Here is a 13,737-nt window from a genome sequence, read left to right on the forward strand (position 1 = left end):
TTAGGATTCACACTGGCCTCAGACGGCAAGCCTGCGGCGCGTCGCCTTCCAGCCGAGACAGATGGCTCCTACAAGCAGGACCGTCTGGGCGATCAGGAAGGGTGGTTCATTGCCGTTCGGCGCCAGCTTGTTGAGCGTTTCGACCTTGAGAAAGGCCTGCACGATCAGGACGAACATGTTGAGATAGAGGCTCATCGTGGCGGTGATCGTATAAATGATGCGCGCCCTGCCATTCAGACCGTATCCGTAAAGCGCGACCAGTGCGATTGCCAGAACGAGGGTCGATATGACGCCGACACCGAGTGCCGGCGTGAAATTTCCGATTGGGAACAGGAAGCCGGTGAGCGTGGTGGCAAGCGTGGTGACGAGGAATAGCGCCATCATGCGGGGCATCCATCGCCCTGCCGCATAAGCGGGCAGGGCGATCAGTCCGGTAGCAATGCCGATGAAGCTCAAGCCCACATGCAGTGCAGTGAATTGGGGAATGGTGAGTCCAAGGATCATGATACGTATCCCTCTATTCGGGTTTGGCTGCACGATACCGGCTGGCGGCAAGTGCATGGGAGAGATTGGGCCGCAGGGCTGCACGCGCGGCAAGGAAATTTTCAAGATCGGCAGTGTCCGGCAGGGAGGGAATGGTCAGCGCTTCGCCAAGGTCGAGACCGGCAAGGGCAGCATCCACCATGTCATGCACATCCATGACCATCGCGGCCGGAATGGCATCGAGCCGTTCTTCCTCCCAGATGGCCGTGCGGGTGATACCTGGAAGAACGGCCTGAACCCGCACGCCAGAGGGTGAAAGCTGTGCCTGCAGCGCCTCGGTAAAAGCGAGCACGAAAGCCTTGGTGGCCGGGTAGACGGCGGTGAATGCTGCCGGCATCAGTGCTGTAACTGATGTGATGTTGATGATCGTACCCTTTCCGTCGGCGGCAAGGCGCGGCGCGATGGCCGCCGCAAGCCGCGTGACGGCGAGAATGTTGAGGTTGATCATCGTCGTCACATAGGCTGGGTCCAGCGCCGTGATCGCGCCTTCACCAGCGATACCGGCATTGTTGACGAGGCCGGCAATCCGCCGGTCCTCACGCAGCCGCGCCTCGACCTTTTCGAGATCTTCCGCCCTGGAAAGATCGGCGGAGAGAACCTCGACGGCGATGTGATGATCCTTTTCCAGCTGCGCGGCCAATGCCTTCAGCTTCTCGGCGCGTCGCGCCACCAGGATGAGATCGTGGCCGCGTTTTGCCAGACGTTCGGCATAAACCGCGCCGATGCCGTCGGATGCGCCGGTGATGAGAAATGTATTCTGTGTCATGTCCGTGTCTCCTGTATCCGGTGGTTTCAGCCGTTGATGAAGGCGAGCAGGTCGGCGTTGAACCGGTCCTGATGGGTCTGTGTCAGGCCATGATCGGCTCCCTGATAGATTTTGAGCACCGCATGTTTGACGATCTTGACCGTGGAAAGCGCGGAAGCGCCGACCGGCACGATCTGGTCGTCATCGCCGTGCAGAACCAGCGTCGGCTTGTCGAAAGCTTTCAGGTCCTGATGGAAATCGCTTTCCGAAAAGGCGCGGATACTGTCGAGCTGACCTTTCAGGCCGCCCATCATGCCCTGCCGCCAGAACTCATCACGGATACCTTCGGATATGACGGCGCCTTCGCGGTTGTAGCCGTAGAAGGGAATGGTCAGATCCTTGAAGAACTGGCTGCGATTGTCATAGGTGCCCTTACGGATGCCGTCGAAAACATCGATTGGCAGACCGATGGCGTTGCTTTCCGTCTTCAGCATCAGCGGCGGCACCGCGCCGATGAGAGCGATCTTGGCAACGCGGGCGGTGCCGTGGCGGCCGATGTAACGTGTCACCTCGCCGCCACCGGTGGAATGGCCAACCAGAATGATGTCGTGAAGATCGAGTTGTTCGATTAACTCGGCCAGATCGTCGGCATATTGATCCATGGTGTTGTCATGCCAAACCTGATCGGAGCGGCCGTGGCTGCGGCGGTCATGGGCGATGGTGCGGAAACCGTTATTGGCGAAGAACACCATCTGCGCGTCCCAGGCGTCGGCGCTGAGCGGCCAGCCGTGGGAGAAGATGATGGGCTGGCCGTCTTTCGGGCCCCAGTCCTTGTAGAAGATGTGCGTTCCGTCTCTGGTGGTGATCGTTGTCATGGCTTTCTCTCCTGTTGCAGGGAGCTTGCTTGCGTCCCGTGGGAATAGAGATACTCTTGACGCAGCCGGGGCTGGATTGGCGCTTCTGACAGAAAGCGAGCCGAAACTGACAAAACGGGGGTTGGGCATGGCGGGTGTAACGGGAAGCGCGCTGGAAGTGGGGCTGGTCCTCTATCGGGACTGCCAGATCGCCATGGTGCATGGCATCACCGATCTTTTCGCCATCGCGTCGGTATTTTCACAGGATCGCGGCGGGCCTAAATTGCGGGTCAGCCATTGGAGCATGGGCGAAGGCGGTGAGTTTTCCCGCTCCTATGACACGGAACCCGGCGGGCCGGGGCATCCCGATATCTTCGTTGTGCCCGGCCGGTTGACCGGGCCGGCTGAAATCGAGGAAGCCGAGCCTTACGCCCGCTGGCTGCTGAACCGGCACGCCCAGGGCGCGACGCTGGCTGCCAGTTGCGGCGGGTCGTTCATGCTCGCGGCCACCGGGCTTCTGGCTGGCCGCCCGGCGACGACCCACTGGTTGTTTGCGGAGCGTTTTCGGGACCGATTTCCCGATGTCCGGCTGGAGATAGACAAGATCGTCATCGAGGACGGCGATATCATCACAGCCGGCGGGTTGATGGCGTGGACCGATCTTGGCCTGCGCATCGTCGACCGGCTGCTCGGCCCTTCCGTGATGATCGAGACCGGCAAGTTTCTGCTGATCGACCCGTCAGGACGGGAACAGCGTCATTATAGTAGTTTCGCCCCAAGGCTGACGCATGGCGATGAGCCGATCCTGAAGGTGCAGCACTGGTTGCAGGCCCGTGCCGGGCGGGCGACAAGCGTTACCGACATGGCCGGCCATGCCGGGCTGGAGGAGCGAACCTTTCTGCGCCGCTTCAAGGTGGCGACCGGCATGAAGCCCATCGAATATGTCCAGCACCTGCGGGTCGGCAAGGCGCGTGAATTGCTGGAATTCACCCGCCGTTCGGTCGATCAGATCGCTTGGTCGGTGGGTTATGAGGATGCTGCCGCCTTTCGCCGGGTGTTTCACCGCATTCTCGGCCTCTCACCGGGAGAGTATAGAAGCCGCTTTTCCAGCGGTTCGGCCATGGTTGCTGCCTGAGGTTGATCCGATGGGGGTGGTGGTACCCGGCACTTGCAATGTGGCCGGTGTTTGCTAACATGCCAGACAAGTTTAAAACAGGTGGGCCGGAATGGACGTCGAGAGCAGCACCAAGCAAGTATCGCTTGCGGCGAAAATCAGTTCGGCCTTGCGACGGGATCTGGCGGAGGGGGTGTTCCGCCCGGGTGACCGGCTTCCGAGCGAAAGCGAATTGACGCGGGAATATTCCGTCAGCCGAACGGTTGTGCGCGAGGCCATCGCCATTCTTCGTGCCGATGGCCTCGTTGAAGCACGCAAGGGCGCAGGGGTCTTTGCTGTCGAAGCCAAGCCGGCAAAGGAACTGCCTTTTAACGATCTCGCCGTGGGTCGCATTTCCTCGGTCATCGAACTCCTGGAACTGCGGACCGTGTTCGAAGTGGAATCCGCCGGGCTGGCGGCCTCGCGCCGTTCCGCCGTGCAGGTGGAATCGATCGTGGATGCGCATCGGCGTGTCGGTGACTGTCTCGCCGCCGGGCTACCAACGCGGGACGCCGATTTCGAATTCCATCTCGCCATCGCGCAGGCCACGCAGAACAGGCGGTTTCCGGAGTTTCTCCAACTCATTCGGTCCGGTATCATTCCCCGCGGCGAATTGCAGGGTGCCGCGCCGGGGTCGCGCCCCAAGGATTACAACCTCCACCTGCAAGAGGAGCACGGCAAGATCGTCGATGCCATTATCGAGGGAGACGCCGATGCCGCGCGCCAATATATGGCGTCGCATCTGCGCGGCAGTCTCGAGCGTTACAAGGTGCTCCTGCGGTCCCGCACCGTGGCTGAGTAAGGCGGAAATAGCTGATATGGCAATGAATTATGCGTTGGCCCGTCGGTAAAACGCCAGGGAAGCAGCAAGCGTCAACAGCGCGCCGCCGCAGATGCGGTCGAGCCATAATGCTCCGGACTTGCGCAATATCCTGACCGCCTGCGCGCCGAACAGGGCGTATGCGAACATCACGATGAAATCGATGCCGGCGAAGATCAGCGCAAGTACGGTATATTGCTGAGTCTGCGGCGCGGCGACATCGATGAATTGCGGCAGGAAGGCCGAAAAAAACAGGTATCCCTTGGGATTGGTCACGGCGACGAGAAAGCTCTTCAGGAAGATCGAACGCGCCGATGCGGCCCTGTTTGCCTCTGCAGAGCCGAGAGCGCCGTCAAGCGTCCCTCTTGAACGCAGAAGCATGATGCCGAGGTAAACAAGGTAGCAGACCCCCGCCCATTTGACGACACCGAACCAGAACTCCGAGGCGGCCATAAGAGCCCCGAGTCCCAGTGCAACCGCGCCGATCAGCACGAAATCCGAAAGGACGGCACCAGCCATGCCGATCATCGCGCGACGCACGCCGAATTTCGAACCATTGGCAAGCGCCAGCAAGACAGTGGGGCCGGGTGTTGCAATGCCGATAAAGGCGACCATGGCAAAGGCCAGGAGCGTCAGGTCGATCATATTTTCCTCCCCCGAGGCAGCAGACACGAGCGGTCAAATCGCCACGAATTTCCATGTCAGCCTTCTGTGGGCAGGGAGAATACAGCGTTTTGCGGTTGTGGCAATGTGGGCTTCTTTAGGGAAAGAAGAACGCCGCAACCGCCGCCTGGGCAACGCTGTCCCTATATACCACCGCGCTTGCTGATATCGATTTTGGCGTCGGATGCTTGACAGCCCGCAACACCTGTGACAACTTTACCGTAGTTGTCAGACAGGATGTGCTCCTTGCACGTTCGATGACTGGCAAGGGAGGAATCATGTCAAAAAGACGCCTTTCGCTTTATGGCTTGTCCGGCCAGATCGGAAGTATTGCGGTCACGCTGCTTGGATTGCTGCTGCTGACCTTTTTCATTGGCCGCCTGATGCCCGCCGACCCAGTGCGGGCCATTGTCGGTGAGGATGCGACCCGCGAAACCTATGAACAGGTCTATCACGCGCTCGGCTTTGACCGCCCGCTGTGGCAGCAGTTCGTCTATTATCTCGGAGATGTCTTCACCGGCAATTTCGGAACGTCGATCCGCACGGGCCGCCCCGTCATCGAGGACATCATAAGCGTGATGCCGGCGACGATCGAGCTTGCGACCTTCGCCATCCTGATCGGTGCCGGTCTCGGCATCCCCATGGGCGTTTACGCCGCCGTGAAGAAAGACCGCTGGCAGGATCATCTTGTGCGCGTTCTCAGCCTGTTTGGCCATTCCATGCCGATCTTCTGGACCGGCATGATCGCGCTGATCGTTTTTTACGCCCATCTCGGCCTCGTTGGCGGCGGTGGCCGCATGGACCAGTTCTATATCGGTCTGGTGGAGGAGCGGACGGGCTTTCTGCTGATCGACAGCCTGCTTGCGGGTGACATGGAGGTCTTCCGGTCGGCCATCAACCACCTCATCCTGCCAGCTGCCCTGCTGGGCTATTCCTCCTCTGCCTATATCACCCGCATGACGCGCAGCTTCATGCTGGATCAGCTGGGGCAGGAATATGTGACGACCGCGCGTGTCAAAGGCCTGTCGCAACGGCAGACGGTGTGGCTGCATGCTTTTGGCAATATTCGCGTGCAGCTGGTCACCATCATCGCGCTGGCTTACGGTTCGCTGCTGGAAGGAGCGGTCCTCATTGAGACCGTCTTCGCCTGGCCGGGTTTCGGGCAATATCTCACCAGCAATCTTATCATCGGCGACATGAATGCCGTGATGACCTGTGTACTGATCGTCGGCGTCATCTTTATCGGGCTCAATCTCCTGTCCGACATTCTCTACCGCTTTTTCGATCCGAGGACCCGCTGATGACGGCCCCTGCTGAAACTTCCTTCCGTCTTCCGGTGCCGCTGAACGCGCTGAAGAACATTATCGTCTTCCTCCTCAAAAGCCCGACATCGGCTTTCGGCCTGCTGATCTTGCTGCTGCTCGTCATCTCGGCGATTTTTGCGCCCTGGCTCGCGACGCATGATCCTTACGCACAGAATCTCGCCAACACGCTGCAGCCCCCGGGCAACGGCCATGTCTTCGGGACGGATGAGCTGGGGCGCGATATCTATAGCCGTCTTCTCTGGGGCGCACGCATCACGCTCACCATCATCACGCTGGTATCGATCATCGTCGGTCCCGTCGGCCTTCTGGTCGGTACGGCATCCGGTTATCTCGGCGGCAAGTTCGATACGGTGATGATGCGCATAACGGACATCTTCCTGTCTTTCCCTAGCCTCATCCTGTCGCTCGCCTTCGTCGCAGCACTGGGTCCGAGCCTTAATAATGCGATCATTGCAATTGCGCTCACCTCATGGCCGCCGATTGCGCGTCTTGCCCGCGCTGAAGCCATGACCTTTCGCAAGGCGGATTACATTGCCGCTGCAAGGCTTCAGGGCGCGTCGCCGCTGCGCATCATCGTCAAGTCGATCATGCCCATGTGTCTCCCCTCGGTTCTCATCAGACTGACGCTGAACATGGCAACCGTCATTCTGACCGCCGCAGGTCTGGGCTTTCTTGGCCTCGGCGCGCAGCCGCCGCTGCCGGAATGGGGAGCGATGATCGCCACCGGCCGGCGTTACATGCTGGATAGCTGGTGGCTGGTGACCTTTCCCGGCATTGCGATCCTGTCTGTCAGTCTCGCTTTCAACCTCCTCGGTGACGGGCTGCGGGATGCGCTCGATCCGAAGCAGATGAACCGGAGATAGGGACATGGAAAAACCAATCCTTGATGTTGAAAATCTCCGTATCCGTTATGGTGGCTCACCCACCGAGGCGGTGCGCGGCATCTCCTTCACGCTCGGTCGGGAGCGGCTCGGCATTGTCGGTGAAAGCGGTTCGGGAAAATCCACAGTCGGACGCGCTCTGTTGCGCCTCCTGCCTTCGGCAACGATCACCGCTGACAGGCTGGCTTTCGACGGGCTCGATCTTCTCTCCCTCGATGAGAAGGAGATGCTGAAGGTTCGTGGCCGGCGCATGTCGATGATCCTTCAGGATCCGAAATTCTCCCTCAACCCCATCCGTCGGGTCGGCGATCAGGTGACGGAGACCTATCTGCGCCACTTCAGGGCATCAAAAGCCGAGGCACGGGAAAAGGCGCTGGCGATGCTGGATGCGGTGAAGATCCGCGATGCCTCACGTGTCTACGAGCAATACCCGCACGAAATCTCCGGTGGCATGGGTCAGCGCGTGATGATCGCCATGATGCTGCTTGCCGATCCCGATCTCGTCATCGCTGACGAACCAACTTCGGCGCTTGATGTGACGGTGCGGTTGCAGGTGCTGAACATTCTCGACGGTCTGGTGCGCGATCGCGGCATCGGCCTCATCATGATCAGCCACGATCTCAACCTTGTGCGCAATTTCTGCGACCGGGTGCTGATCATGTATTCAGGCCGCGTGGTGGAAACGCTGGCCGCCCGCGATCTCGATCAGGCGCAGCATCCCTATACGCGTGGCCTTCTGGCGGCACAGCCGCGTATCGGCGGTGCGCGCGCACCGCTTGCGGTGCTGGACCGCCGCCCTGAATGGCTGGAGGAGAATGCATAATGGCCGTTTCTGTCGAAACCCGCGATCTTTCCATCACTTTCGGCAGCGGCAATACTGCACTGAAAGTGCTGCCTTCGGTGTCGTTCCGTGTCGAGCCTGGCGAATGTTTCGGGCTGGTCGGTGAAAGCGGTTCGGGCAAGTCCACCGTGTTGCGCTGCGTCTCAATGCTCAACGATTTCTGGACTGGCGATATCCTCATCGACGGCAGATCGGTGCGAGACGTGCCGCTGATCGAGCGCTGCCGCATGCTGCAGATGGTGTTTCAGGACCCTTATGGCTCTCTGCATCCCCGCCAGTCGGTGCGCACCGTGCTTGGTGAATCGCTTGCGATCCACAAGCTCGGCGACCGCGAGGAGCGCATGCGCAAGGTCATCACTGATGTCGGCCTGCCGGTGTCTTTCCTCGACCGTTTCCCGCACCAACTCTCCGGCGGCCAACGGCAGCGCGTGGCGATTGCGAGGGCGCTGATCCTGGAACCGTCGCTGCTGCTGCTCGATGAGCCGACCTCGGCGCTCGATGTCTCGGTCCAGGCGGAAATCCTCAACCTCTTGCAGCGGCTGCGAGAAGAGCGCGGTTTCACCTATATCATGGTGACCCATGATCTCGCCGTGGTCGATCACATGTGCGATCGCTTCGCCGTGATGCTGCGTGGCGAAATCACCGAAATCCTGCCGCGCGAGGCCATTGCTGGCAACGATGCAACGCATCCTTATGCGCGCGAACTGATCGGTGCCTCGCTGGAATATGAAGGCGCGTGACGACTCCAAGAACGTGACCGTCCTCCTCCGGGGCGCCACGGATGATAACAGCCTCCTTCCTTGCCCGGCCTCCCCGCCGGGCATTTTTTTGGGGAGGCAGGCCGAAGATAGAAAAGACCGGTGGTAATCGGGCCTCGGGCTGCTGACAAACGGAGCCTCTCCGCTGTCATGCCGGACTAGTGTAACCCGCAACATCATATGGCAGTCGAGGGTTTATCCGGGAATAACCGGGAAATTCCGGGAACATGCGGGTAAAGTCCATATTTTCTCGCATTTGCAGCGCTATCGAGAGGGCCTTGAAGGTCCTTTCCCAAATATTCAGGCGCAAGAACAAATGGCAGGCGGCGGTTTCGGCACCTAATCACGCAACCGGTAACCGGCCCTCTATATCGAGCGGCCGAACCACATTACTCGCCCCGCAATATTGAGCAAATCAACTTCGCCCGGACTTACCTCCTCGGGAGGGTAGCGCGGATTGTCGCTGAGTATCTGCAGGGAACCGTTTAAGCGCCCGTGGACTCGCTTCACCAGAACCATTTCGCCATACACAACCACATAAATGGCGTTGTCTTTTATCCTGTCGATGGACGTATCCACGAGCAGAATATCTCCGTCACGGATTGTCTCCTCCATACTGTCGCCGCGAGCCGTTAGGACACGGGCAGTGCTGGGGTTTATACCACGACTACGAAGCCAATTTGCCTGAAAAGCTAGATATTCTAAAGGGTCCTCGCCCATCGCCACGCGGCCATGGCCTGCGGAGACTTGCACGTCTAGGCGTGGGACAAGCGTGAAACCTGCGGCCTCAGCGTTTGCGGTTACTTGTGCGTGGCTCGAAACAACCGGCAACTGCGCTTCTTCGCCCTTCGCAAGCCAATCAAGAGATTTGCCGGCAGCGTACGTCAGAGCTGCGATGCTTCCGAAATTTGGCTTGGCCTTGCCGTCGCGCCAGCGTCGAACCTGTTCATCAGTCACGCCCGCAATCTCGCCAGCTCGGACCAAACTGCCGATTCGCGTGATGACCTCGGAAAGTCGCTCCCTCGCACCTTCATCAAGATAAAAATCGCCAGCGGGAACGACGTTCCCACTTTCTGTTGTCATTGGAAACATACACCAACTCATTGATCGCAAACGACATTCAGTAGTCCAACTTAAAAGACGCCCATTAACGAAGTGGGAACCGTTTTAGTGTTGTTATCCAACTTATAAGTTGCTACATTGGTCGCGGCTCTAGTTTGAACACATTGCAGCCGACTGCCCCGGCAAGGGCACCCGACAAAAGGAGATGTCATGACCACCAAAAAGTGGGACCGCCACGATATACTTGCGGAAATCAGACGCAGAGGAATGACCCTCACAGGCATCGCACGCGACGCAGGCCTTTATGCCAGCGCCTGCCGTGCAGGCATGATCGGTGCCAGCCGTCCCGGCGCGGAGGCGATTGCTAACGCGCTGGACGTTCCATTCCGCGAAATGTTTCCCGACAGCTACACCCGTGGCCGCCATGACGAAAGGGAGACTAGCAGCAACAAGAGTTGCAACGCCAGTGCAAAAAAGTCGTCGAAGCCTGACGGCGCGCAGAGCGCCGCCTGATGTTTCCGTCAGGCCGCGCATCCTTTCCTGACAATCCAGAGTGCCATATGCAGATTGAATTTCTGTCCCCCCAACTGATCGACGTCTCCTCCGACGCGAAAAAAGTCTCACCCGACGCCATTCAGGCGTTGGCCGAAAGCTTCCAGCAAATCGGACAGCGCGTCCCGGTCGAGGTCGTCGCCGGAACCGAAGGACGGTATCGCCTCGTCTTCGGTGTCAAACGCCTCGCTGCAGCCGCATCGCTCGGCGTCAACATATCCGCCATCGTCCGCCAATCGGACGAGTTCGCGAACGACGCCCAAATCCGCCTGACCGAAATCTCCGAAACGCTTTATCGCCACGAGTTGACGGCGCTAGAGCATAGTGTCGACGTTGCTGACTGGTGCGCGATATGGCGAGCCGCGAACCCCGTCCGGCGCGGCCCGAAGCCAAAGCAGGAATTAAGTGCAGAGTCTGCACCAAACTCCGACGACGAGACGATCGAGACCGCCGCCGCGTTCTCCGGCACCTTCAGCGAGGCAGCACAGCGCTTCCTCAAGATCAGCCGCCGCAATGTTTTTAACGCCCTCAAGATTGCCAGCATCCCGGCTGAACTGCGGGAGCGTATCGCGCTGGATGAGGGCTTGGCAGACAACCAGCAAACCCTTCTGGAAATTGCTGGCCAGCCATATGAGCGCGCCGCCCGTATCGTAGAGCTGCTGATTTCCGGCGAGGCGACAAATTACGCCGACGCCATCGCCATCATCGATCGGGTTCCCCGCGCTAACCCGCTGGCCGCATGGGAAAAGCTCAATGACCGATTTACGCGGCTGAAGCCCAACGAACAGGACGCGTTCTTTAGCCTGAACGAAGCTTCCGTCATGCGTTGGCTTGCCGACCGGAGGTCTGCTCGCCGATGAGCAAACGCCGCGACCCTCTCACGAAAGACCTTTTCGAGTGGACGCCGCCACAGGTGGCGATCCGCTACGAGGAAGGCGTGACCGGTCGCGGCCCGCTCGACAACCGCATATCCCGCCTTATCGCCCGCGCCCTGCGCGATGCCCGCGATAACGGCTGGCAGCGATCAGAGATCGCCAGCGCCATGAGCAAGTACCTCGGCCGCACGATCTCAAGCGCGATACTCGACAAATGGGCGTCGGAAGGAAGTGGCGAACACCGCATTCCGCTCGATGCCTTCATCGCGCTTGTCCACGCCACCAAAGCCAAGGAGCTGCTCGGTTTCGTGCCGGGCGAGTTCGGCCTGACCGTCATCGAGGACGAATACGCTGAGATGATCGAGGACCAGCTCCTAGAGGAACACATCAAGGAAATGGAGGCGCTGAGAGCAACTCGCGCCGCCGCAAGGAAGAGAGCACGCCGATGAATATAGTCAGCAGCATCGCGCCATTCCTGCAGTTCATCTGCCATGTCGCGAAAAGTCAGATCGTGAAAGACGTCTCAGCCCTTTGGGCCATCGTCTGTTTCATCCTCGGAATGATCTATTTCTCGCAGGTCGCTACGACGCTTGTCCTGATCGTGAGGGCAATGCGTTGAACACGGTTCCTTTTGCCTTCGAGAAGCGCCAACTGAAGGAGTGGATGACCGCACAGGAGATCGCAGACGAAGCGCTCCCCGGCCTTCCGGCAACCAAACGCGGCGTCAACAAATTTGCCGATACGGCGAACTGGTCAACAAATCCCGCGCTGTGCCGCGCCCGAAACGGTGTCGGCGGTGGTCTTGAGTATCACTATCGCCTGTTCCCAACGCTCGCCCAGGTCACCTATGTGCAGCGCTACATGGTTGTCGGCAGCGAGCCGGTAGACCAGCAACCCGAGCCTGAACCCGCTGCCTCGGCGTCGTTGACCGAGCGCGCTCGGCGCGAACGCGATGCCCGCTTGGCGGTTGTCGCCGCCTTTGAGACCTTCTCAAAGGGCCTTCCAATCTCAGTTCAGGCCTCCATGTTCATCTTCTGCGACCGGTGGAACATGAACATGATCCAAGCGGACGCTTGGGTGAAGGACATCCTGCCGCAGATTTCGCAGCGCTCGGTTTTCCGGTGGCGCTCCGCCAAGCAGAAGGGTGCGAAGGACAAGCTTGCCGTCGATCGCTCAGAGGCGCGCAAGGGCAAGGGCTTGCTCGACACTGCAAATGCCGGCGAGGTCCGCGCCTTTGTGCTGGCATGGATCGCCAAGAACCCGGCGCTGTCGGCCGACGTAATCCGAGGCTATTGCAAGGATCATTTTGGCCCGGAGCTGATCGACCGCAACGGCGAACTGAAGCCATTGCCGCCAGAGCGCACCTTCCAGCATTTCATTGCGCAGTTAAAGTCTTCGGAAAAGGTAGTCCTGACCAAGATCACCGACCCGGACAAGTTCCGATCGCATATGAAGCTTTCCGGTACCGGCACCTTCCGCCACATTACCGACCCGAACGCGCTCTGGATGATCGATGCCTCTCCGGTCGATGCGCTGTGCATAGACGGTCGCCATTCCTTGTATGCCTGCATCGACATCGCCACGCGCAGGCTGGTCATCACTCTTTCCAAAACGCCGCGTGCTTCTGCCGTTGGCCTGATGATGCGTAAAGCCATTCTCAAATGGGGCGTGGCCAAGGTCATCAAGACCGACAACGGCAGCGATTTCGTTGCAGTTTCGATCAAGCGTCTGTTCGCCGATCTCGGTATCGAGCCGGATGTTTCCGACGCCTATTCGCCCGAGCAGAAAGGCCATGTCGAGCGCGTCATCAAGACGTTCCAGCATGAGGTATGCCCGCAGTTGCCGGGCTATATTGGCCATTCTGTCTCCGATCGGAAAGCGATCGAAGGTCGCAAATCGTTTGCGGAGCGTCTCGGCGCTGACGAAAAAGACCTGTTCGAAGTGGCACTCACCGCCGAGCAGCTTCAGCACCATATCGATGACTGGCTAGAATATGTCTATCACGAGCGAGAACACGGTGGCCTGAAAGACCGCACACCCAACGAGGTTGCAGCCGCGTCTCTCGCGAAGATCAACCGCGTTGACGAGCGTGCGCTGGATGCCCTGCTGATGCCGGTTGCTGGCAAGAATGGCCATCGCACCATGCAGAAGCGCGGCATTCAGAATGACGGCTTCTTCTATCTCGCCGGTTCCATCATGGTCGGTACCGATGTGTTCTGCCGCCTCGATCCGCTCGACATGGGCAAGATGTACGTCTTTGACGGCGAAACCGGCCGGTATCTCGATGTCGCCATCTGCCCGGAACTCTCTGAAGTCAATCCGCAGGCTTTCGTCAAGGCGCAGAAACAGATTGCCGCCGAGCTGATCCGCGCGAAGGAACGCGAGATCAAGGCCGATATCCGCGAACTCAAGAAAGGTCCGTCCGGTATCGAGCGCACCATCCGCCTTGCCAAGAAAGAGAAGGCAGAGCGCGAAGCCGGTAAGGCGAACGTCATCCGGTTGCCCAAGCGCGAACAGCAGCACAGCACGCCCGCCATTGCCGCAGCACTGGAGGCCATGACCGCGCCGAAGATGCCGCAGCCTGCCACGCTCAATGAAAAGGCGGCGGAACTCCACGCGGCCATCGTTCGCGAGGCCGAGATGAAGGGCAATTCCACAGTCATCC

General features: G+C 59.5%; 16 protein-coding genes. 11 read left to right on the top strand and 5 right to left on the bottom strand.

The features are described 5' to 3' along the window. Positions 1-18 precede the first annotated feature (18 nt). From AGR2A_RS21810 to AGR2A_RS21820, 3 genes are read right to left on the bottom strand one after another with little or no spacing between them, the layout of a single operon-like run. Positions 19-504 (bottom strand): hypothetical protein, encoded by a 486-nt coding sequence (locus tag AGR2A_RS21810; RefSeq protein WP_004445520.1) that lies wholly within the window; start codon positions 502-504, stop codon positions 19-21. Between the two features lie 13 nt (positions 505-517). Further along, on the bottom strand, positions 518-1,309 hold the full coding sequence (locus AGR2A_RS21815; protein WP_006698455.1) for an SDR family NAD(P)-dependent oxidoreductase: 792 nt from the start codon (positions 1,307-1,309) through the stop codon (positions 518-520). Between the two features lie 26 nt (positions 1,310-1,335). After that, positions 1,336-2,163, bottom strand: coding sequence for an alpha/beta fold hydrolase (locus AGR2A_RS21820; protein WP_034497036.1), 828 nt, complete (start codon positions 2,161-2,163; stop codon positions 1,336-1,338). Positions 2,164-2,290: 127 nt separating this feature from the next. Here AGR2A_RS21820 and AGR2A_RS21825 point away from each other — a divergent pair, with 127 nt between their 5' ends. Both AGR2A_RS21825 and AGR2A_RS21830 read left to right on the top strand, forming a co-directional pair. After that, the gene (locus tag AGR2A_RS21825) at positions 2,291-3,277 is read left to right on the top strand and encodes a GlxA family transcriptional regulator (protein ID WP_004445517.1); all 987 of its coding nucleotides are present in this window, start codon (positions 2,291-2,293) and stop codon (positions 3,275-3,277) included. A gap of 91 nt (positions 3,278-3,368) precedes the next feature. After that, complete coding sequence (locus AGR2A_RS21830; protein ID WP_004445516.1) at positions 3,369-4,097, top strand: FadR/GntR family transcriptional regulator; 729 nt, start codon at positions 3,369-3,371, stop codon at positions 4,095-4,097. Between the two features lie 27 nt (positions 4,098-4,124). Here the strand turns inward: AGR2A_RS21830 and AGR2A_RS21835 are convergent, their stop codons facing one another. Further along, positions 4,125-4,760 carry a LysE family translocator gene (locus AGR2A_RS21835; RefSeq protein WP_006698452.1) on the bottom strand — a complete coding sequence of 212 codons (636 nt, stop codon included), beginning with the start codon at positions 4,758-4,760 and terminating at the stop codon, positions 4,125-4,127. A 296-nt stretch (positions 4,761-5,056) separates the two neighbouring features. Here AGR2A_RS21835 and AGR2A_RS21840 point away from each other — a divergent pair, with 296 nt between their 5' ends. Genes AGR2A_RS21840 through AGR2A_RS21855 form a run of 4 tightly spaced genes read left to right on the top strand, consistent with a single transcriptional unit; the run spans position 5,057 to position 8,565 of the window. Then, a complete protein-coding gene (locus AGR2A_RS21840) occupies positions 5,057-6,079 on the top strand; it encodes an ABC transporter permease (protein WP_004445514.1) in 1,023 nt (340 codons plus the stop codon). After that, positions 6,079-6,966 (top strand): ABC transporter permease, encoded by an 888-nt coding sequence (locus AGR2A_RS21845; RefSeq protein ID WP_034497032.1) that lies wholly within the window; start codon positions 6,079-6,081, stop codon positions 6,964-6,966. The genes AGR2A_RS21840 and AGR2A_RS21845 overlap by 1 nt, the downstream gene beginning before the upstream one ends. Before the next feature lie 4 nt (positions 6,967-6,970). Next, on the top strand, positions 6,971-7,807 hold the full coding sequence (locus tag AGR2A_RS21850) for an ABC transporter ATP-binding protein (RefSeq protein ID WP_060942273.1): 837 nt from the start codon (positions 6,971-6,973) through the stop codon (positions 7,805-7,807). Beyond that, positions 7,807-8,565: an ABC transporter ATP-binding protein gene (locus AGR2A_RS21855; protein ID WP_006698450.1), complete on the top strand. Its 759-nt coding sequence runs from the start codon at positions 7,807-7,809 to the stop codon at positions 8,563-8,565. Before AGR2A_RS21850 ends, AGR2A_RS21855 begins: the two co-directional genes overlap by 1 nt. 384 nt (positions 8,566-8,949) lie before the next feature. Here the strand turns inward: AGR2A_RS21855 and AGR2A_RS30165 are convergent, their stop codons facing one another. After that, positions 8,950-9,666 (bottom strand): LexA family transcriptional regulator, encoded by a 717-nt coding sequence (locus tag AGR2A_RS30165; protein WP_286079592.1) that lies wholly within the window; start codon positions 9,664-9,666, stop codon positions 8,950-8,952. Positions 9,667-9,855: 189 nt separating this feature from the next. Between AGR2A_RS30165 and AGR2A_RS21865 the strand changes: the two genes are divergently transcribed. The 5 genes from AGR2A_RS21865 to AGR2A_RS29700 all read left to right on the top strand — a co-directional run. Further along, a complete protein-coding gene (locus AGR2A_RS21865; RefSeq protein ID WP_003500889.1) occupies positions 9,856-10,158 on the top strand; it encodes a helix-turn-helix domain-containing protein in 303 nt (100 codons plus the stop codon). Between the two features lie 47 nt (positions 10,159-10,205). Then, positions 10,206-11,057, top strand: a complete 852-nt coding sequence (locus tag AGR2A_RS21870; protein ID WP_167378235.1) for a ParB/RepB/Spo0J family partition protein — start codon at positions 10,206-10,208, stop codon at positions 11,055-11,057. Continuing rightward, a complete protein-coding gene (locus tag AGR2A_RS21875; protein WP_035243580.1) occupies positions 11,054-11,521 on the top strand; it encodes a hypothetical protein in 468 nt (155 codons plus the stop codon). Before AGR2A_RS21870 ends, AGR2A_RS21875 begins: the two co-directional genes overlap by 4 nt. Then, entirely contained in the window at positions 11,518-11,691 is a 174-nt protein-coding gene (locus AGR2A_RS29695; protein ID WP_167378236.1) for a hypothetical protein, read from the top strand. The genes AGR2A_RS21875 and AGR2A_RS29695 overlap by 4 nt, the downstream gene beginning before the upstream one ends. Then, positions 11,688-13,737 (top strand): DDE-type integrase/transposase/recombinase (locus tag AGR2A_RS29700; RefSeq protein WP_080823338.1); only part of this gene is annotated, 2,050 nt, incomplete at its 3' end. The genes AGR2A_RS29695 and AGR2A_RS29700, both read left to right, overlap by 4 nt.

It is taken from the genome of Agrobacterium genomosp. 2 str. CFBP 5494 (genome assembly GCF_900013495.1).
Taxonomy (GTDB): Bacteria; Pseudomonadota; Alphaproteobacteria; order Rhizobiales; family Rhizobiaceae; genus Agrobacterium; species Agrobacterium pusense.